The organism is Dactylosporangium sp. NPDC005572 (genome assembly GCF_040605515.1).
Classification (GTDB): domain Bacteria; phylum Actinomycetota; class Actinomycetes; order Mycobacteriales; family Micromonosporaceae; genus Dactylosporangium.
This window is the reverse complement of sequence record NZ_JBEXCY010000023.1, coordinates 51,116-68,729: the sequence shown is the minus strand read 5'-3', so window position 1 is coordinate 68,729 and position 17,614 is coordinate 51,116. Positions and strand designations below refer to the sequence as shown.

Annotated in this window: 22 protein-coding genes; 15 read left to right on the top strand and 7 right to left on the bottom strand. The window is 71.0% G+C overall.

The window, feature by feature from the left end:
• Positions 1–51: 51 nt before the first annotated feature.
• Positions 52–273 (top strand): biotin/lipoyl-binding carrier protein, encoded by a 222-nt coding sequence (locus tag ABZS66_RS14725; RefSeq protein WP_354757704.1) that lies wholly within the window; start codon positions 52–54, stop codon positions 271–273.
• Positions 270–791 carry a GNAT family N-acetyltransferase gene (locus ABZS66_RS14720; RefSeq protein ID WP_354757643.1) on the top strand — a complete coding sequence of 174 codons (522 nt, stop codon included), beginning with the start codon at positions 270–272 and terminating at the stop codon, positions 789–791. The genes ABZS66_RS14725 and ABZS66_RS14720 overlap by 4 nt, the downstream gene beginning before the upstream one ends.
• Here ABZS66_RS14720 and ABZS66_RS14715 read toward each other — a convergent pair.
• Positions 729–1,430: a helix-turn-helix domain-containing protein gene (locus tag ABZS66_RS14715; RefSeq protein WP_354757641.1), complete on the bottom strand. Its 702-nt coding sequence runs from the start codon at positions 1,428–1,430 to the stop codon at positions 729–731. The two genes, ABZS66_RS14720 and ABZS66_RS14715, sit on opposite strands and share 63 nt — an antisense overlap.
• A gap of 91 nt (positions 1,431–1,521) precedes the next feature.
• On the opposite strand from ABZS66_RS14715, the gene ABZS66_RS14710 reads away from it, so the two are divergent.
• Both ABZS66_RS14710 and ABZS66_RS14705 read left to right on the top strand, forming a co-directional pair.
• Complete coding sequence (locus ABZS66_RS14710; RefSeq protein WP_354757639.1) at positions 1,522–3,045, top strand: MDR family MFS transporter; 1,524 nt, start codon at positions 1,522–1,524, stop codon at positions 3,043–3,045.
• A 128-nt stretch (positions 3,046–3,173) separates the two neighbouring features.
• Positions 3,174–4,208: an SIS domain-containing protein gene (locus tag ABZS66_RS14705; RefSeq protein ID WP_354757702.1), complete on the top strand. Its 1,035-nt coding sequence runs from the start codon at positions 3,174–3,176 to the stop codon at positions 4,206–4,208.
• Here the strand turns inward: ABZS66_RS14705 and ABZS66_RS14700 are convergent.
• A complete protein-coding gene (locus ABZS66_RS14700) occupies positions 4,192–4,623 on the bottom strand; it encodes a hypothetical protein (protein WP_354757637.1) in 432 nt (143 codons plus the stop codon). The two genes, ABZS66_RS14705 and ABZS66_RS14700, sit on opposite strands and share 17 nt — an antisense overlap.
• Positions 4,624–4,646: 23 nt before the next feature.
• On the opposite strand from ABZS66_RS14700, the gene ABZS66_RS14695 reads away from it, so the two are divergent.
• The 6 genes from ABZS66_RS14695 (at position 4,647) to ABZS66_RS14670 (ending at position 10,224) form a co-directional block, all read left to right on the top strand.
• Entirely contained in the window at positions 4,647–6,143 is a 1,497-nt protein-coding gene (locus tag ABZS66_RS14695; RefSeq protein WP_354757635.1) for a histidine kinase N-terminal domain-containing protein, read from the top strand.
• Positions 6,144–6,534: 391 nt separating this feature from the next.
• The gene (locus tag ABZS66_RS14690) at positions 6,535–8,262 is read left to right on the top strand and encodes a nitrite/sulfite reductase (protein ID WP_354757633.1); all 1,728 of its coding nucleotides are present in this window, start codon (positions 6,535–6,537) and stop codon (positions 8,260–8,262) included.
• The gene (locus tag ABZS66_RS14685) at positions 8,259–8,420 is read left to right on the top strand and encodes a hypothetical protein (RefSeq protein ID WP_354757631.1); all 162 of its coding nucleotides are present in this window, start codon (positions 8,259–8,261) and stop codon (positions 8,418–8,420) included. The genes ABZS66_RS14690 and ABZS66_RS14685 overlap by 4 nt, the downstream gene beginning before the upstream one ends.
• The gene (locus ABZS66_RS14680; RefSeq protein WP_354757629.1) at positions 8,417–9,136 is read left to right on the top strand and encodes a phosphoadenylyl-sulfate reductase; all 720 of its coding nucleotides are present in this window, start codon (positions 8,417–8,419) and stop codon (positions 9,134–9,136) included. Before ABZS66_RS14685 ends, ABZS66_RS14680 begins: the two co-directional genes overlap by 4 nt.
• Complete coding sequence (locus tag ABZS66_RS14675) at positions 9,133–9,870, top strand: CbiX/SirB N-terminal domain-containing protein (RefSeq protein WP_354757627.1); 738 nt, start codon at positions 9,133–9,135, stop codon at positions 9,868–9,870. The genes ABZS66_RS14680 and ABZS66_RS14675 overlap by 4 nt, the downstream gene beginning before the upstream one ends.
• A gap of 36 nt (positions 9,871–9,906) precedes the next feature.
• Entirely contained in the window at positions 9,907–10,224 is a 318-nt protein-coding gene (locus ABZS66_RS14670; protein ID WP_354757625.1) for a zf-TFIIB domain-containing protein, read from the top strand.
• A 539-nt stretch (positions 10,225–10,763) separates the two neighbouring features.
• Here the strand turns inward: ABZS66_RS14670 and ABZS66_RS14665 are convergent.
• Together ABZS66_RS14665 and ABZS66_RS14660 are read right to left on the bottom strand one after the other, a co-directional pair.
• A complete protein-coding gene (locus tag ABZS66_RS14665; protein ID WP_190257048.1) occupies positions 10,764–11,021 on the bottom strand; it encodes a WhiB family transcriptional regulator in 258 nt (85 codons plus the stop codon).
• A 382-nt stretch (positions 11,022–11,403) separates the two neighbouring features.
• Complete coding sequence (locus ABZS66_RS14660; RefSeq protein WP_354757623.1) at positions 11,404–12,342, bottom strand: diacylglycerol kinase family protein; 939 nt, start codon at positions 12,340–12,342, stop codon at positions 11,404–11,406.
• A gap of 75 nt (positions 12,343–12,417) precedes the next feature.
• Between ABZS66_RS14660 and ABZS66_RS14655 the strand changes: the two genes are divergently transcribed.
• Positions 12,418–12,801, top strand: a complete 384-nt coding sequence (locus ABZS66_RS14655) for a hypothetical protein (RefSeq protein ID WP_354757622.1) — start codon at positions 12,418–12,420, stop codon at positions 12,799–12,801.
• A gap of 37 nt (positions 12,802–12,838) precedes the next feature.
• Entirely contained in the window at positions 12,839–13,564 is a 726-nt protein-coding gene (locus ABZS66_RS14650; protein ID WP_354757621.1) for an FCD domain-containing protein, read from the top strand.
• On the opposite strand, the gene ABZS66_RS14645 is transcribed toward ABZS66_RS14650, so the two are convergent.
• Genes ABZS66_RS14645 through sodN form a run of 3 tightly spaced genes read right to left on the bottom strand, consistent with a single transcriptional unit; the run spans position 13,561 to position 14,987 of the window.
• Entirely contained in the window at positions 13,561–13,980 is a 420-nt protein-coding gene (locus ABZS66_RS14645) for an ATP-binding protein (protein ID WP_354757620.1), read from the bottom strand. The two genes, ABZS66_RS14650 and ABZS66_RS14645, sit on opposite strands and share 4 nt — an antisense overlap.
• Positions 13,981–14,018: 38 nt before the next feature.
• Positions 14,019–14,543 carry a GNAT family N-acetyltransferase gene (locus ABZS66_RS14640; RefSeq protein WP_354757619.1) on the bottom strand — a complete coding sequence of 175 codons (525 nt, stop codon included), beginning with the start codon at positions 14,541–14,543 and terminating at the stop codon, positions 14,019–14,021.
• Between the two features lie 39 nt (positions 14,544–14,582).
• Positions 14,583–14,987, bottom strand: a complete 405-nt coding sequence (gene sodN, locus ABZS66_RS14635) for a superoxide dismutase, Ni (RefSeq protein ID WP_354757618.1) — start codon at positions 14,985–14,987, stop codon at positions 14,583–14,585.
• Between the two features lie 69 nt (positions 14,988–15,056).
• On the opposite strand from sodN, the gene ABZS66_RS14630 reads away from it, so the two are divergent.
• The 3 genes from ABZS66_RS14630 to ABZS66_RS14620 all read left to right on the top strand — a co-directional run bounded on the left by ABZS66_RS14630 (position 15,057) and on the right by ABZS66_RS14620 (position 17,613).
• Positions 15,057–15,371: a S24 family peptidase gene (locus tag ABZS66_RS14630; protein ID WP_354757700.1), complete on the top strand. Its 315-nt coding sequence runs from the start codon at positions 15,057–15,059 to the stop codon at positions 15,369–15,371.
• A 111-nt stretch (positions 15,372–15,482) separates the two neighbouring features.
• Positions 15,483–16,658, top strand: a complete 1,176-nt coding sequence (locus tag ABZS66_RS14625) for an NADP-dependent malic enzyme (protein WP_354757617.1) — start codon at positions 15,483–15,485, stop codon at positions 16,656–16,658.
• 10 nt (positions 16,659–16,668) lie between these two features.
• Positions 16,669–17,613: a zinc-binding dehydrogenase gene (locus ABZS66_RS14620; RefSeq protein ID WP_354757616.1), complete on the top strand. Its 945-nt coding sequence runs from the start codon at positions 16,669–16,671 to the stop codon at positions 17,611–17,613.
• Position 17,614: the final 1 nt, after the last annotated feature.

The following is a 17,614-nucleotide window of genomic DNA, read 5'->3' as shown; positions in this document are numbered from 1 at the left end:
ACGGTGCCGATATGCTTCGGGCGCAGGGCGCAAGCTACCGCCACGAAGGAGATCGGGATGGCCGACGAAGTCCGCGCCGAGATGGTGGCCAACGTCTGGAAGATCACGACGCAGGTCGGCGCCGAGGTCAACGAGGGTGACACGCTCGTGATCCTCGAGTCGATGAAGATGGAGATCCCGGTCGTGGCCGAGTCCGAGGGCACGGTCAGCCAGATCGCGGTGCACGAGGGCGACGTGGTGCAGGAGGGCGACCTGATCGCCGTGATCGGGTGACGCCGATCGCGATCCGCCCCGTCGAGCCCTCCGACTTCGCGGAGGTTTCGCGGCTGACCGTCGAGGCCTACCGGGCCGACGGTCAGCTCGACGACGACACCGGCGGCTATGCGGCGGTGCTCGCCGACGTGGCCGCCCGGGCGGCGGCGGCCGAGATCCTGGTCGCCGCCGACACCGCAGCCGGCGGTCAAGGGCTGCTCGGCTCCGTGACGTTCGTGCTGCCCGGCACGCCCTACGCCGAGGTGTCGCGCGCCGGCGAGGCCGAGTTCCGGATGCTCGCCGTCGACCCGCTGGCCCAGCGGCGCGGCGTCGCCCGCCGGCTCGTGCGGGCGTGCATCGACCGCGCGGCCGCGCTCGGCTGCTCGTCCGTGGTGATCTCCACCCGCGACATCAACCGGGCCGCGTTCGCGCTCTACGACACCTTCGGCTTCGCGCGCGACCCGAGCCTCGACTGGTCACCCGTGCCCGGCGTCCGCCTGCTCGGCCTCCGGCTGCCACTCCAGGTGCTCACGCACTAGGACGTCCACCAGGCCGGGCGCGACCGACGAGGCGCCGCTCATCAGCTCGACCGCGACCTCCAGGGCGGCCTCGCGCCGCTCCCGCTCGGTGCCGGGCCGGTCGCGCAGGATGAACCAGCTCGCGTGGATCGCGAACAGCGCCATCGCCCGGCGCAGCTGCTGCGCGAGCGGCTCGTCCGGGTCGACGAGGAACTCGAAGACGCGCATCATCTGCTCGCGCATCTGCTTGCCGGCGTTCATCGTGTTGATGAGCGTCTGGTTGCGTTCGAAGAAGCGGACCACGTTCTCGTTGGGCAGCCGCTCGTGCAGCAGCGCGTAGCGCCGGATGAACTCCAGCCGCATCTGCTCGTCGCGCTGCTGTGTCTCCGCCCAGGCCAGCAGCTCGTCGACGGCGTCCATGCGCTGGTCGATGAGGCTGCGGACGATGTCTTCCTTGGTCGGGAAGTGGTAATAGAGGGCCGCCTTGGTCACGCCCAGCTTCTCGGCGATCTCCCGCAGCGACGTCTTGTCGTAGCCCTCCTCGATGAACAGGTCCAGGGCGACCTGCTGGATGTGGGCGCGCACGTCCGGCCCGTCGGTGTTCTCGTCACCGACGCGGATCCGGTTGCGGCCGCGCACCACGCGCACGTTGTCGTCCATCGGCGCTCAATTCTACTTGACGGCCGGTTAGGAGCCAGCTTACCGTACGGCTAGTAAGTCAACTAACCGGTCGACAAGTAAGCGGGGAACGATGTCCGACAAGACCATCCGCGTCGTGCTGCCCGGCCTGCTCATGGCGATGCTGCTCGCGATGCTCGACAACGTGATCGTGGGCACGGCGATGCCGCGCATCGTGGGTGAGCTCGGCGGCGTGGACCACCTCTCCTGGGTGGTGACCGCCTACGTGCTGGGCACGACCGTCTCCACCCCGATCTGGGGCAAGCTCGGCGACCTCTACGGCCGCAAGACGGTGTTCCTCACCTCGATCGTGCTGTTCCTGGCCGGCTCGGCGCTGTGTGGTGTCGCGCAGAACATGCCGGAGCTGATCGGGTTCCGGGCGTTCCAGGGCCTCGGCGCGGGTGGCCTGATCGTCGGCGCGATGTCGGTGCTCGGCGACCTGGTGCCGCCCCGCGAGCGTGGCAAGTACCAGGGGCAGTTCGCCGCCGTCATGGCGGTGGCGATGGTCGGCGGCCCGCTCGTGGGCGGGTTCATCACCGACCACGCCAACTGGCGCTGGGCGTTCTTCGTGAACCTGCCGCTGGGCGGCGCGGCGCTGGCCCTGCTCGCGCTGCGGCTCGACCTGCCGAAGCGGCGCACCGAGCACCGCATCGACTGGGTCGGCGCGTCGCTGCTGTCCGTGGGCGTGACGTCGCTGGTGCTGATCACCACCTGGGGCGGCAACCAGTACCCCTGGGCCTCGGTCCAGATCTTCGGGCTGGCCGCGCTGGCCGTCGCGACGCTGGGCGCGTTCCTGGTGGTGGAGCGGCGCCACCCGGAGCCGATCCTGCCGCTGTCGATCTTCGCCAACCGCAACTTCACGATGATCGCCGGCATCGGGTTCCTCGTCGGGTTCGCCATGTTCGGCGCGATCACGTTCCTCCCGCTGTACCAGCAGATCGTCCAGGGCGCCTCGGCCACCAACTCCGGCCTGCTCCTGCTGCCGATGATGGCGGGCCTGCTGGTCACGTCGCTGGTGGTCGGGCGGATCATCACCAAGACCGGGCGGTACCGCGCGTTCCCGATCATCGGCGGTGTGGTGATGGTGGCCGCCATGGTGCTGCTCGCCCAGCTCGACTCGGACACCTCCAAGGTCATGTCGGGCGTCTACATGACCGTCCTCGGCCTGGGCATGGGCTGCCTCATGCAGACGTCGATGCTCATCGCCCAGAACAGCGTGGAGCTCAAGGACCTCGGGGTGGCCAGCAGTACCGCCACCTTCGCCCGGTCCATCGGCGGTGCGTTCGGCGTGGCGGCCTTCGGCGCGGTCTTCAACCACCGGCTGCACGACGTGCTCGGCGAGCGCCTCGGCAGCCAGGCGGCCGACCAGCTGGCCAGCGGCAGCGGCGGCGCGACGATCGACCCGTCGACGCTCGCACAGCTGCCGGCGCCGGTGCGCTCGGCGGTCGTCGACGCGATCTCCAGCGGCGTGTCGAACGTGTTCCTGTGGTCGATCGCGGCGGCCGTGCTGATCCCGGTCCTCGCGCTGTTCGTCCGGGACGTCGCGCTGCGCGGCTCGGAGGAGCCCGAGCGCACGCTGGTTGCGCAGGAAGGGTAGTTTCGCGCACAGTCTGCGCGAAATTGGCTCCGAAACTGGCGTCTGGTGCGCGAAACTGCGAGACTATGCGCAGGATCGCGCACCAGACGAAATGGAGTTCCGCCGTGACCGAGCAGCCCGGGGCCGGGATGAAGGCCGACATCGCCGACCAGCCCGAGGTCTTCGCTCACCTGCTCGACGATGGCGAGCGGGTCGCACAGATCGCCGGCGTCGCCGCGAAGATCGCCGAGTGGCGGCCGCGCAACGTCGTCTTCACCGCCCGCGGCACCTCGGACCACGCCGCCCTCTACGCGGCCTACCTCACCGAGATCCGCCTCGGCATCCCCGCCGGTCTCGCCTCGCCGTCGGCGATGACCGTCTACGGCGCCCGCCCCGACCTGCGCGACACGCTGGTCGTCGGGGTCAGCCAGAGCGGCGGCTCGCCCGACCTGCACGAGGTGCTGCGGGTCGCCAAGGAGCAGGGCGCGCACACCCTGGCGGTGACCAACAACCCGGACTCGCCGCTGGCCGGCGTCGCCGAGCTGCACGTGGACGTCGCCGCCGGCCACGAGATCGCCGTCGCCGCCACCAAGACCTACACGGCCGAGCTGCTCGCGCTGCTGCTGCTGGTGGAGAGCGTGCGGGGTGGCGGCGCGCTGCCCGCCGAGGAGGCCGCCGAGCTGCGCCGGCTCCCCGGGCTGGCCGCCGAGCTGCTGGCCGACAACACCGCGACCGACCTCGCCGCGCGGTACCGCTTCGCCGACCGCCTGGTCACCACCGGCCGCGGCTACGCGTACCCGACGGCCCGCGAGACGGCGCTCAAGCTCATGGAGACCTCCTACGTGGCCGGCCTGGCGTTCTCCGGCGCCGACCTGCTCCACGGGCCGCTCGCAATGACCCAGCCCGACGTGCCGGTGCTCGCGGTCGTCGGCAGCGGCCCCGCCGGCACCTCGATGCGCGACGTCGTGGGGCGGCTCAGCGAGCGCCGCGCCGACGTCGTCGTCGTGGGCCCGGAGGCCGTCGCGGGCGCCGCGGCGCACATCCCGACGCCGGCCGTCGACGAGCGCTACGCGCCGCTGCTCGACATCCTGCCGCTCCAGCGCCTGGCGCTGGCCCTCGCGCTGCACCGCGGGGAGAACCCGGACGCGCCGCGCGGCCTGAAGAAGGTCACGACGACGCTGTGACCGTGATGACCGCGGGCTTACCCTCGGTCAGCTCCCGGGTCTGGAACGTCTGCGCCGGCCGGTCGGTCACCAGGATCTGGTAGGCCGGCCGGCTGCCGGACAGGTTCTTCACCCGGAACGCGAAGTTGCAGCGGAACCCGTCGGACGCCTGGGCCAGCACGCCACCATCCAGGGCGGTGACCGCCAGGACCTTGCCGTCGGTGTCGGCGGCGCGCACGGTGGCGCCGGCCACGATGTCCGGCACGGAGGCGGGCGCCAGGCACGGCGTGGCGGGAATGCCGCTCGCCGCGCCGGTGACGCTCACGTACCCCTGGAGCTGGAAGTTGTCGGGCTTGCGCGTCTCGTCGTGCCGCCCGGCCCAGCCACATCCACCGAGCGAGACCGTCAATACGAGGGGAAGCAGGAGACGCCGCACGCGGCAACCTTAGTCTTGTTCCCGTGTCGACCCTGCGTGACCTTGTCGAAGAGCACACCTCCCTCGCCCCGGAGGACATCGAGCACCTGCACCGCCTCGCCGGCGACTGGCAGATCGTGGCCGACCTGTCCTTCGCCGACCTGCTGATGTGGGTGCCGACCGGCGACCGGGGGGAGTTCCTCTGCGTCGCCCAGGTGCGCCCCACGACCGCGCCGACGGCCTACCAGGACGACCAGGTCGGCCGGCGGGCCGGCGGCCCCGAGGTCGCCCACCTGGCGATCGTGCGGGCCCAGGGGCGCATCTGGCGGGAGGGTGACCCGGTCTGGTACGGCGACATGCCCGCCCGCCACGAGGCCATCCCCGTGCGCCGGCGCGGCCAGGCGAAGGTCATCGCCGTCATCGGGCGCGACACCAACCTCAGCACCGCGCGGACGCCCGCCCAGCTGGAGCTGAACTACCTGACCACCGCCGACGACCTGGCCCAGATGATCGCCGACGGCAGCTGGCCGCCACCGCGCCACCCGGGCGAGACCACCAGCGCGCCGCGGATCGGCGACGGGCTGGTCCGCCTCGACGCGTCCGGCAAGGTCACCTACGCCAGCCCGAACGCTCAGTCGGCGTACCGGCGGCTGGGGCTCGCCGCCCACCTGGTCGGCGAGAGCCTGGCCGAGCTGACCGGCCGGCTGGTCGACGACCCGCTGGAGGGCGCCGACGCGACCGAGCGGGTGCACTCGGCGCTGCGGGGCGACGCGCCGGCCCGCAAGGAGCTGGAGGCGCGCGGGGCGACCGTGCTCATGCGGGCGCTGCCGCTGATCCCGGCCGGGGTGCCGATCGGGGCGCTCGTGCTCGTGCGGGACATCACCGAGGTACGGCGGCGGGACCGGCAGCTGATGACCAAGGACGCGACGATCCGCGAGATCCACCACCGCGTCAAGAACAACCTCCAGACCGTCGCCGCGCTGCTGCGCCTCCAGGCCCGGCGGGTCGGGGTGCCGGCCGCCCGGCACGCGCTGGAGGAGTCGGTGCGGCGGGTGGCGTCCATCGCCCTGGTCCACGAGACCCTGTCGATGTCGTCCGACTCCTCCGACGAGGCGGTCGAGTTCGACGGCATCGTCGACCGGGTCGCCGCGGCCGCCGTCGAGGTCGGCGCGACCAGCTTCAAGGTCAACCTGCGCCGCGAGGGCGACTTCGGGGTGCTGCCGGCCGAGATCGCCACCCCGCTGGTCATGGTCCTCAACGAGCTGCTGCAGAACGCGGTCGAGCACGCGTTCGACCCCGCGCCATCGGACCCGCCCGAGGTGGTCCTGTCGGTCCACCGGTTCCGCAAGCAGCTGCACGTGACCGTCGCCGACAACGGGGTCGGGCTGCCCGACGACTTCGACCTGGACTCCAGCGAGCGGCTCGGGCTGCAGATCGTCCGGACCCTCGCCACCGGCGAGCTGCGGGGCACGATCGAGCTGCGGAGGCGGGCCGACGGCGGGACGGAGGCCGTCATGGTCGTTCCGATGACGAAACGGTGAAACCTACCGCACTGTGAGACGATGCCCGGTCGTACCGCGTCCGAACGGGGGAATTCGGGCCGCAATTCCTATCGAGTGAGTCGGTTGTTTGTTACCTCGCGATGAACTCGTGCTGTTAGAACCCTCACGCCGACGTGGCGTAAGGACCGGTCGGCGTGGAAGACTGCACGTCATGCACGCTGCTTCTCTGCGGCTCGTCTGCCGCCGACACGTTGACTACGGTCGCGTGCGCAGCGCCATCTGTCCGGCTTGCTGAACGCCGCCCGACCTTTTTTCCCGGGTGCGCGACTTCGCGCCGGAATTCTTTATGACATCGACGTCATCCATCTCGGCTCAGCCGAAGATCGGCCGGCGCTCCGTCGCGTGCTCTCGAACCTGAGAGGACGCCGCCATGACGGTGGACACCGTCCCGGCAGACAACGCCACTCCCGCTCCCCGTCCCGCCCGTGGACGTGGTGCCGCTGGTGGGCGCCCTCGTGGTGAAGGCCAGTGGGCCCTCGGTCACCGCGAGCCGCTCAACCCGAACGAGCGCAGCAAGAAGGACGACAACCCGCTCAACGTCCGCGCCCGCATCGAGAACATCTACGCGCACCGGGGCTTCGACTCGATCGACCCCGCCGACCTGCGCGGGCGGTTCCGCTGGTACGGGCTGTACACGCAGCGCCGCCCCGGCATCGACGGCGGCCGCACCGCGATCCTGGAGCCGGAGGAGCTCGACGACCGCTACTTCATGCTGCGCATCCGCAGCGACGGCGGCCAGCTCGACCTCGCCCAGCTGCGCACGATCGCGTCGATCGCGCAGCGCTTCGCCCGCGACACCGCCGACGTCACCGACCGGCAGAACATCCAGCTGCACTGGATCGAGATCGAGAACGTCCCGCAGATCTGGCGGGAGCTGGAGGCCGTCGGCCTGTCGACCACCGAGGCCTGCGGCGACACCCCGCGCGTGGTGCTGGGCAGCCCGATCGCCGGCGTCGCCGAGAGCGAGGTGCTCGACCCGACCGAGGCGATCACCGAGATCACCCAGCGGTTCGTCGGCGACCCGTCGCTGTCGAACCTGCCCCGCAAGTTCAAGTCGTCGATCTCGTGGCTGGCCGACACGCCCTACGAGGCCAACGACATCTCGTTCGTCGGCGTGATCCACCCCGAGCACGGCCCCGGCTTCGACGTCTGGGTCGGCGGCGGCCTCTCGACCAACCCGATGCTCGCCCAGCGGCTCGGCGCCTGGATCCCGCTGCACGAGGTGCCCGAGGTCTGGCACGGCGTCATCCAGATCTTCCGCGACTACGGCTACCGCCGGCTGCGCGCCCGCGCCCGGCTGAAGTTCCTGGTCGCCGACTGGGGCGCCGCCAAGTTCCGCGAGGTCCTGGAGACGGAGTACCTCAAGCGCCCGCTGATCGACGGACCCGCGCCTGACCTGCCGGAGAAGCCGATCGACCACGTCGGCGTCCACAAGCAGTGGGACGGCAAGTACTTCGTCGGTGCCGCCCCGCTCGCCGGGCGCAGCTCCGGCACGCAGCTCGCCCGGGTCGCCGACCTGGCGGAGGAGCACGGGTCCGGGCGCGTGCGGCTCACGCCGTACCAGAAGATCCTCGTCCTCGACGTCAGCGAGGACCGGACCGAATCCCTGGTCAAGGGGCTTCAGTCGATCGGGCTCGAGCCCCGCCCGTCCGCCTGGCGCCGCAGCACCATGGCGTGCACCGGCATCGAGTTCTGCAAGCTCGCGATCGTCGAGACCAAGGCCCGCGCCGCCGAGCTGGTGGAGCACCTGGAGCGCAAGGTCTCCGAGCTCGATGCGGACATCTCGATCCACCTCAACGGCTGCCCCAACGCCTGCGCCCGCACGCAGGTCGCGGACATCGGCCTCAAGGGGATGCTGGTCCGCGACGACGCCACCGGCGAGATGGTCGAGGGCTTCCAGATCCACCTGGGCGGCGGCCTCGGCATGGCGGCCGGGCAGACGGCCGGCTTCGGCCGGAAGCTGCGCGGTCTCAAGACCACCGCCGCCGACCTGCCCGCCTACGTCGAGCGGGTCGCTCAGCACTACCTGGCCGGTCGCGAGGCCGGCGAGTCCTTCGCCCGCTGGGTGATGCGCGCGCCGGAGGAGGAGCTCCGATGAGCGAGCGTATGGCGCCGCTGCACTGCCCGTACTGCGGCGACGAGGACCTCCGGCCACACGAGGACGTTCACGGCGCGTGGGAGTGCCGCAGCTGCGCGCGCGTCTTCAGCTTGAAGTACCTGGGATTGGCGGCATCGGCGTTGGAGGCCAAGCGATGAGCACAGCCACAGCCAGTAGTACCCGTTCCCGAGACGAGATGATGGCGCTGGCCAAGGACGCGTCGGCGCGTCTGGAGAACCAGCCCGCGGAGAAGATCGTCGAGTGGGCCGCCGGCGAGTTCGGTGACCGCTTCTGTGTGACCAGCTCGTTCGCCGACGCGGTGCTCGCCCACGTGGTGTCGAAGGTCGTGCCCGGCGTGCCGGTGATCTTCCTCGACACGGGCCTGCACTTCGCCGAGACGCTGCGCGTCCGCGAGGTCGTCCAGCGGACGCTGCCGGTGACCGTGCGCTCGATCCGCCCGCGGCAGACCGTCGCCGAGCAGGACGCCGAGTTCGGCCCGCGGCTGTACGCCCGCGACCCCGACGAGTGCTGCTTCCTGCGCAAGATCGAGCCGCTGGAGCGGGCGCTGGACGACTACGACGCCTGGGCCGCCGGCCTGCGCCGCGACGAGTCGCCGAGCCGCGCCAACACGCCGATCGTGAGCTTCGAGCAGGCCCGCGGCAAGATCAAGGTGTCGCCGCTGGCCCAGTGGAGCCAGGCCGACGTCGACGCGTACATCTCCCGCTACAACGTCCCGGTGAACGCGCTGATGCGCCAGGGCTACGCGTCGGTCGGCTGCTGGCCGTGCACCCGGCGGACCCCTCCGGGCGGCGACCCGCGCGGCGGGCGCTGGCCGATGTTCGACAAGACCGAGTGCGGTCTCCACGCCGGATGACGTCCGCTGTTCTGCTCGTCGCGCACGGCTCGTCCGATCCGCGGGCGGCGTCGACCACGCGGGCCCTGGCCCGCGCCGTCGCCGCCCAGCGGCCCGGCCTTGACGTCCGCAGCTCCTTCCTCGACCACGCCGGCCCGCGCCCGGGCCGCGTGCTGGTCGAGTTCGAGCGGCTCGGCCACCGCTCGGCCGTCGTCGTGCCGCTGCTGCTGACTTCCGCGTACCACGGCCGCGTCGACCTGCCGGCCGTCCTCGACGAGGCCCGCGCCGACGGCCTGCGCATGGACCTGTCCGTCACGGACGTGCTCGGCCCGACGGGCGGCCACGTCCCGCCGCTGCTCCTGTCGGCCCTGCGCCGCAACCTGCCCGCGGTGGGCCACGACGGCGTCGTCCTGGTGGCGGCGGGCACCCGCGACGACCTGGCCCGCCACTCGGTGGACGTGGCGGCGTCGGCGCTGGGCGCGCTGCTGGGTGTACCGTGCCGCGCGGGTTTCGCGTCCGGCTCCCCGGTGACGCCCGCCGTCGCGGTCTCCGCGCTGCGGTCGGCCGGCTGCGCCCGGATCGCGATCTCGTCGTACTTCCTGGCCCCGGGCCGCCTGCACGAGCACGCTGTGGCGTCGGCGCTGTCAGCGGGCGCGCTGTCCCCGGCGTCCCCGACCCTGGGCGACAACCTGGACCTGGCCCGCCTGGTGGCCTCCCGGATCGGCTACGCGGCCCAAATGCGCACGGCGGCCTGACACCCGCACGTGGTGCGTGACGGTTACCGTATAAACATGCAGATGACATGCCCGAAGTGCCGTGGCGAGATGCGACAGTACGAGCGGAGTGGCGTCACGGTCGACCAGTGCCTGGAGTGCCGGGGCATCTTCCTCGACCGGGGCGAGCTGGAGCGCCTGATGAACGCCGAGCAGGCCTGGAACGCCAACCGCCAGGCGGCGACGCCCCCGCCGGCGTATCCGCAGCAGCCCTACACGCACCAGCCTTCACACGGTTCCCACGGTTACAGCTCCCACGGCTACGGCCACTACGGCCACCACAAGCGCCACAAGCGCCACCACCGCGACAGCTTCTTCGGCGAACTCTTCGACTGACGCCCAGCTCCGGGGCGGGCGCCGGCAACGGCACCCGCCCTGGCGGCGCTCCCTTCCCGCACCCCCGGTCACGCACCCTGGACGGCGGTTCCACCTACTCGCGCCGCGCCCGCCGGCCGCGCGCTGCTCTCCGCAGAGCTGTCGCGCTGCCCGCTGCTCCGCACCCCGCCACGGCGGTATGTGTGGTGGTGCGATGCGGCGGAGCGACATTGCGTGGTGACGCGGTGTGGTTTTGTGCGGGGAGTGGGATGGCAAATATGCACAACGGCGGTATGCGTGGTGACGCAATGCTGTGGAGCGGCGTGCGTGGTCGCGCGCATTGTCGTGCGTGGGAGCGGGTTGGGTTTGGCTCAGTGTGGGCGGCCGAATGCAATGCGTCCGAACACGAGTCGGCACTTCCATGATCGTGGGAAACATTCGGCTGTTCTGGCAGCCAGATACTTCCCACGATCATGGCGCCGCGCGGTGCGTCGGTAACCCGCGGACGCAAAACGCCCCGGCCGGGTGTTCCCGGCCGGGGCGGTTCGTCTAGAAGGGTCTTATGCGGAGTGAGCGCGGACCCGGAGGCCACCGCGACGCTTCATCAAGCGGCGCTCGTCCTCGCTCATTCCGCCCCAGACGCCTGCATCCTGACCGGAGTCGAGGGCCCACTGGAGGCACTCGCTGGTCACGGAGCAGCGCTGGCAGACTGCCTTCGCCTGCTCAACCTGCAGCAACGCGGGGCCGGAAGTCCCAATGGGGAAGAACAGCTCCGGGTCCTCGTCGCGGCAGAGGGCATGGTGGCGCCAGTCCGACATGGCGGCAACACTCCTTGTTTTTTTCGCGGATCGTTGTTGGTGATTCCCTATATGCATCTCGTGTGACGGTTCGGCTAGGCGGAGCCTGAAGATCCGTTACACGTGTGCGGGCAACGCTCAGTGGTCGTTTCGCTTGTGAATGCTTTCACGAACTACCGCGATGTCAAGGGGTCCAAACCAAAAAAATCCAAGTCGGTGAGCAAGCTCACGCACTGTTTGTCCGATTTTATGGCGACTGGTAACCCTGGATCGCAACAGTCAGTGACCAATGTAGTACTGCTCGGTCAACGACCGAAGGGCTTTCGGAGATGCGGTCGCGGTGTCTCTCTCGCGACTCTCTGCAACTTTCTCCCCCTTCGGTGGTCGGGCGCCGGGGGGTGACTCAACACACTACGCGTAACGCCCCCGCGACGGACGCGAAATCCAACTTGTCGCACTCTCCGATGTACTCTCCGTCGACCTGGAAAGCGATCGGCCTGGCTGCCGTCAGCGTGAAGCCGGGCAGATCGTGCAGCCGCAGGACCTGCTTTCCCTTCGGTTCGTAGCGGTTCGACAGGATTTGCGCCACAGTGCGTGTGGTGCTCGCAACCTGAAGTTCCCGAAGGCCCAGCACATCCAGCCCCGTGTCGAACGAGGCGCGCGGATTCGGATCCACCGGCCGTTCGCCGATGTATGTCCACGGTGCGGTGTTCTGCACCAGCATCCACGTTAGCCCGGTCTGCGCCGGTTCGCCGGGAAGCTCGAGGGTCAGCAGCGGAACACGGCGATTCGTGGCGGCGAACTGCGCCATGGTCGCCCGGAAGTACAGCCACGGCGTCGACGTCGAACCCTTGCGGCGGGCCCGGTCCACCCGCCGTACCACTTCCGCGTCGATCCCCAGACCCGCGCAGAAGGTGAAGTAGCGGTCGTCCGCCCGGCCGAGGCCGATGATCCGTTCGCGGCGGTCGCGCAGCGCCTCCAGGATCGCGCCGGTGCCCTCCGCCCAGTCGCTCGGCAGCCCCAGGGCGCGGGCGAAGACGTTGGTGGAGCCGCCGGGCACCACGGCGAGTGCCGGGCGCTCCTGCGCGCGCTGCGCCGCCGGTCCCGAGTCGAAGGTCATCAGGCCGTTGACGGCCTCGTTCACGGTACCGTCGCCGCCCAGGGTCACCACGAGGTCCATGCCGTCGCGGGCGGCCTCCCGCGCCAGGTCGGCAGCGTGGCCCCGGCGCTGCGTGTACGCGACGTCGAGCTTGACCTGACTCCGCAGGGCCCGAACGAGGATGTCCCGGCCGCGTTCGGTGGTGGTCGTCGCATTGGGGTTGACCACCAGCAGCGCGCGCATGGGCCGCACTGTACCCCTTTCGGCGCGCGATAAGGTCGGGGGTAACACGGACCTCCACCAGGAAGGATTGCCTCAGTGAACGACGAGCAGACCCCGGCGACCCTGCGGTGGGCGGTCCGGCTGCTCCTTCTGGAGGGCGCCGGGCTCGCCGCGCTGACGCTCCTGTTCGTGTACTGGGACGTGACCGCCGAATTCGCCGCGATCGAGATGGCGCTGTCCTCGACGGGCTACGTCGCGCTCATGGCCGCAATCTTCATCGGCGTGGGCATCGCGCTGCACCGCCGCAAGCGGTGGGCGCGCGGGCCGGGCATCGTCGTACAGATGCTCCAGATGCCGATCGGCTGGACCATGCTCACCCACGGTCAGCCGCTTGTCGGCGCCCCGCTGTTCGTTCTCGGCCTGGCCGGGGCCATCCTGCTCTTCGCGCCGTCGACTCGGGTCGCCCTGGGCGTCAGATGAGCCCGCGGAATCGCCGCGTGTTCTACGCTCGGTGGTCGTGACGGTCGCTCCCGCATATCAGCTTCTCGCCGACCGCATCCGCGACGAGATCATGTCCGGCCAGCTGCGCCCCGGCCAGCGCCTGCCCACCGAGCCGCAGCTGTGCGAGCGGTCGGGCCTGAGCCGCTCGACGGTGCGCGAGGCCCTCCGCCTGCTCAGCAGCCAGCACCTCATCGTCACCACGCGCGGGGTCAACGGCGGCAGCTTCGTCGCCGAGCCCGACGCGCTGGCGCTCGGCGACTCGCTGTCCGACGGCGTCGGCCTGCTGCTCGCCAGCGGGGCCGTGCGGGGAGACGAGTTCCTGGAGGTACGCCGGATGCTGGAGGTGCCGGCGGCCGGCCTGGCCGCCGCCCGGCGCCAGCCGCACCACCTGGCCGAGATCGAGCGGGCGATGATCGACCCGGACCGCGACGATCTGGACCGCCGCATCGAGGCGCACGCCGCGTTCCACCTGGCGGTGGCGGCGGCGTCCGGCAACGCGCTGCTGGGGCTGGTGGTGCGGCCGCTCTACACGGTCGCCGACCGGCGGACGGTGGAGGCCGCGGCCCCGCTGCCGATGTGGCGCGAGATCGACCGCGACCACCGCGCCCTGCTGGCGGCCATCCGGGACGGGGACGTGGACCGGGCCATGTTGATCGCCCGGGAGCACATCGACCACGTCCGGCCGGAGGAGCTCCCCACCGAGCACCGCAACGAGCCGGTCCCGGGGGTGGACAACCTCTAGGGCGTCGGGCGGCGCTTGGTCAGGCGGATGCTCGCCTGGTGCCCGTCGACCGTGGCCGAGACCTCGTCGGCGAGCGCGCTCAGCACCTGCCAGGCGAAGGACTCGCCGCCCGGCAGGCGCTCGTCGGGTGAGCCCAGGGGCACCGTCGTCTCCACCGTGAGCGCGTCGGGGGTGACCGTGAAGCGGCAGGACAGCTCGACCGTGTCACCCAGCTGGGGGGTGTCGCTCGCGACCGCGAGCAGCATCGCGCAGGCCTCGTCCACCGCGATCCGCAGGTCTTCGATCTCGTCCAGCGTGAACTGGAGCCGCGCGGCCAGGCCCGCGGTGGCCGTGCGCAGCACGCCGAGATACGCGGGCGACGCCGGCACGGCGAGCAGGACGACGTCGTCGCCGTCGGAGCCGGACCTCTTCGACACAACCTGAGTCAACGCGATGAACCCCCTCGCACGCGACTCTACGACGTCGCCGCACCTTGTGCGGCGGCGAGTGCGGCCAGCGGGGCACCCGACAGCCGATAGGGGACCCAGTCCGACTTCGGGCCGGCCCCCAGCGCGTCGTAGAAGGTCCGGGCCGGGTTCCAGTCCAGGACGGCCCACTCCAGCCGCGGGTAGCCGCGCTCCACGCAGACCTGGGCCAGCGTCGCGACCAGGGCCTTGCCGGCGCCGGTACCGCGGGCGGCCGGCCGCACGTACAGGTCCTCCAGGTACACGCCGTGCGTCCCCTCCCACGTCGAGTACGTGAGGAACCACAGCGCCATCCCGACCGGAAGGTCATCGGATGACACGGCGACGTGGCAGAAGACGCGGGGGTCGGCGCCGAACAGCGCGGCGGTCAGCTGCTCCTCGGTGAGGTGGCACTTGTCGAGCTCGCGCTCGAACTCGGCGAGCTCGTACACCATCCCGACGAGGGCGGGGACGTCGGCGGGGACTGCTGGGCGGATCAACTCGGAACTCCAAACGACAGTAAAGAAAGCCCCCATCCGGCGGGCGCCGGATGGGGGATGCTGGTGCGGACAGGCTCAGGCCTGCTTGGTCTCCCAGAAGATCTTCGCGATCTCGTCGATCTTCGCCAGCAGCTGCTCGGCAACGGCCGGGTCGACGGAGCCCTTGGCGCCGGAGGCCCCGGCCAGCTTCGTGGCCTCGTTGAAGAGCGCGTGCAGCTGCGGGTACTTCTCGAAGTGCGGCGGCTTGAAGTAGTCGGTCCACAGCACCCACAGGTGGTGCTTGACCAGCTCGGCCCGCTGCTCCTTGATGACCAGTGCCCGGGTGCGGAACTCGGGGTCACTGTTGGCCTGGTATTTCTCGGCAATGGCCTTGACGGACTCGGCCTCGATCCGGGCCTGCGCCGGGTCGTAGACGCCACACGGCAGGTCGCAGTGGGCGCTGACCACGGTGCGCGGCGCGAAAATCCGCGACAGTCGCATCGAACCCTCCAGGGTGATTTGCGATGATCCTCAGTGCTGACCCTACTCCTATCCAAGTTCGGGGATTTCATGCGGCTGCCGTGGTTTGCGGCACTGGTGAGCGGCCCCTCCATGGCCCCGGCATTGCGCCACGGCGACCGCATCTTTATCGTGCGGACCGCGCACGCTCGCCCGGGTGACGTCGTGGTGGCGAGGTTCCGCAGCCGGCCCGACCTGCTGGTGGTGAAGCGTGTGCTGCGTGCGGATGGTGACGGGTGGTGGGTCGTGGGAGACAACCCGTTCGCCAGTGACGATTCCGAGCGGTACGGTCGCGCGGACATCATCGGACGTGTGACATTTCGCTGGTGGCCACAACCCGTGCGCTTCCGGCGGGCCCGGGCGTAAAGTGTTGCGGATACGGGAGACCCCCGCCGCATCTTCGCTTCCCGCGCTTTTCACCCGCGCCGCGCGTCATCTCTGCACAGCCAGCCTGGCAACCGTGGCAAAGGAGCCCCCGTGCCTACTTCCGTGTCCGATCCTGTCTTCGATCTGCATCACGGCGGCAAATTGGCCGTCCAGTCGACCGTCCCGCTGGCCACGCGCGAGGACCTTTCCCTGGCCTACACACCGGGCGTGGCCCGGGTCTGTGAGGCGATCGCCGCCGACGAGTCGCTCGTCCACCGGCTCACCTGGGTGGGCAAGGCGGTCGCGGTGGTGACCGACGGCTCCGCGGTCCTCGGCCTGGGCAACATCGGCCCCCGCGCCGCGATGCCGGTCATGGAGGGCAAGGCCGTGCTGTTCAAGCAGTTCGGCGGGGTCGACGCCGTGCCGATCTGCCTCGACACGCAGGACCCGGACGAGATCGTGCGGATCGTGACCGCGCTGGCGCCGTCGTTCGGCGGGATCAACCTGGAGGACATCTCCGCGCCGCGCTGCTTCGAGATCGAGCGGCGGCTGGAGGAGACGCTGCCGATCCCGGTCTTCCACGACGACCAGCACGGCACCGCGATCGTGGTGCTCGCCGCGCTGCGCAACGCGGTCAAGGTGCTCGACCGCAAGCTCGGCGACCTGCGGGTCGTGGTGAGCGGCGCGGGCGCCGCCGGCGTGGCGGTGACCCGGATGCTGATCAGCGGCGGCGTGACGGCCGGCGACATCATCGTGCTCGACTCGCGCGGCTGCATCCACAGTGGACGGACCGACCTCCACGGGAACGCGGCCAAGGCGGCGCTGGCCGCCGACACCAACGCCCACGGGGTGAGCGGCGACATCGCGGCCGCGCTGCGCGGCGCCGACGTGCTCATCGGCGTCTCCGGCGGCACGATCCCCGAGGAGGCGCTGGCCGGCATGGCGCCGGGCGGGGCGATCTTCGCGCTCGCCAACCCGACGCCCGAGGTGCACCCGGACATCGCCGCGCGCTACGCGACCGTGGTCGCGACCGGCCGCAGCGACTTCCCCAACCAGATCAACAACGTGCTGGCGTTCCCCGGCATTTTCCGCGGCGCGCTCGACGCCGGGGCGACCCGGATCAGCGACGGCATGAAGGTGGCCGCGGCGACCGCGATCGCCGAGGTGCTCGCGCCCGGTGAGCTGGCGGCCGACACCATCGTGCCGAGCGCGCTCGACCCGCGGGTGGCGCCGGCCGTCGCCGCAGCTGTGGCGGATGCCGCTTTGCGCGACGGCGTCCTGCGTTAGGGTCGCGGGCATGCGTGCCGCCTTCGCGTCCGGCTTCGACGATGCCGACCCGCTCGCCGTGCTCACCATCGGCGACGCTCCCGAACCGACGCCGCTCGACGGCTGGGCCGTGGTCGAGGTGCGCGCGAGCGCCCTCAACCACCACGACCTGTGGTCGCTGCGCGGCGTCGGGCTCCGGGAGGAGCAGCTGCCCATGATCCTGGGGTGCGACGCCGCCGGCGTCGGCCCCGACGGCAGCGACGTCGTGGTGTACCCGGTCGTCTACACCGAGAAGGGCGACTTCTCGATCCTGTCCGAGTTCTACCAGGGCACGGTCGCCGAGCGGGTCACCGTGCCCGCGTACAACCTGGTGCCGAAGCCGGCCGAGCTGTCCTTCGCGGAGGCGGCCTGCCTGCCCACGGCCTGGCTCACGGCGTACCGCATGCTGACCACCCGCGGCCGCCTGGAGGCCGACGGAGCGGTGCTCGTGCAGGGCGCGGGCGGCGGCGTCGCCACGGCGGCGGTGCTCATCGCGAAGGCGCTCGGCGCGCGGGTGTACGCCACCAGCCGCGACGCAGCAAAGCGCGAGAAGATCGCGGCGCTGGGCGCCACCGCACTGGAGGCCGGCGCGCGGCTCCCCGAGCGGGTGGACGTGGTGATCGAGACGGTCGGCGAGGCCACCTTCGAGCACTCGATGAAGGCGGCCAAGCTGGGCGGCCGGATCGTCGTCTCCGGCGCGACGAGCGGGCACCTGCCGAAGGTCAACCTGCGCCGGGTGTTCGCGCTCCAGCTGGAGATCCTCGGCACGAGCATGGGCACGCCCGAGGAGCTGGCCGACCTCATGGCGCTCATGGCGCGCACCGGGGTGCGGCCGATCATCGACTCGGTGGTGCCGTTCAGCGACGTGCGCAAGGCGTTCGAGCACCTGCACTCGGGTGACATCTTCGGCAAGGTCGTCATCGACCACACCGCCTGAC

Bases quoted from the DNA above. Each gene is read 5' to 3' on its own strand.
- ABZS66_RS14715 (WP_354757641.1), bottom strand. From the start codon at position 1,430: ATGGACGACAACGTGCGCGTGGTGCGCGGCCGCAACCGGATCCGCGTC.
- ABZS66_RS14710 (WP_354757639.1), top strand. From the start codon at position 1,522: ATGTCCGACAAGACCATCCGCGTCGTGCTGCCCGGCCTGCTCATGGCG.
- ABZS66_RS14705 (WP_354757702.1), top strand. From the start codon at position 3,174: ATGAAGGCCGACATCGCCGACCAGCCCGAGGTCTTCGCTCACCTGCTC.
- ABZS66_RS14690 (WP_354757633.1), top strand. From the start codon at position 6,535: ATGACGGTGGACACCGTCCCGGCAGACAACGCCACTCCCGCTCCCCGT.
- ABZS66_RS14685 (WP_354757631.1), top strand. From the start codon at position 8,259: ATGAGCGAGCGTATGGCGCCGCTGCACTGCCCGTACTGCGGCGACGAG.
- ABZS66_RS14680 (WP_354757629.1), top strand. From the start codon at position 8,417: ATGAGCACAGCCACAGCCAGTAGTACCCGTTCCCGAGACGAGATGATG.
- ABZS66_RS14675 (WP_354757627.1), top strand. From the start codon at position 9,133: ATGACGTCCGCTGTTCTGCTCGTCGCGCACGGCTCGTCCGATCCGCGG.
- ABZS66_RS14670 (WP_354757625.1), top strand. From the start codon at position 9,907: ATGCAGATGACATGCCCGAAGTGCCGTGGCGAGATGCGACAGTACGAG.
- ABZS66_RS14665 (WP_190257048.1), bottom strand. From the start codon at position 11,021: ATGTCGGACTGGCGCCACCATGCCCTCTGCCGCGACGAGGACCCGGAG.
- ABZS66_RS14660 (WP_354757623.1), bottom strand. From the start codon at position 12,342: ATGCGCGCGCTGCTGGTGGTCAACCCCAATGCGACGACCACCACCGAA.
- ABZS66_RS14640 (WP_354757619.1), bottom strand. From the start codon at position 14,543: ATGGGGGCTTTCTTTACTGTCGTTTGGAGTTCCGAGTTGATCCGCCCA.
- sodN (WP_354757618.1), bottom strand. From the start codon at position 14,987: ATGCGACTGTCGCGGATTTTCGCGCCGCGCACCGTGGTCAGCGCCCAC.
- ABZS66_RS14630 (WP_354757700.1), top strand. From the start codon at position 15,057: ATGCGGCTGCCGTGGTTTGCGGCACTGGTGAGCGGCCCCTCCATGGCC.
- ABZS66_RS14620 (WP_354757616.1), top strand. From the start codon at position 16,669: ATGCGTGCCGCCTTCGCGTCCGGCTTCGACGATGCCGACCCGCTCGCC.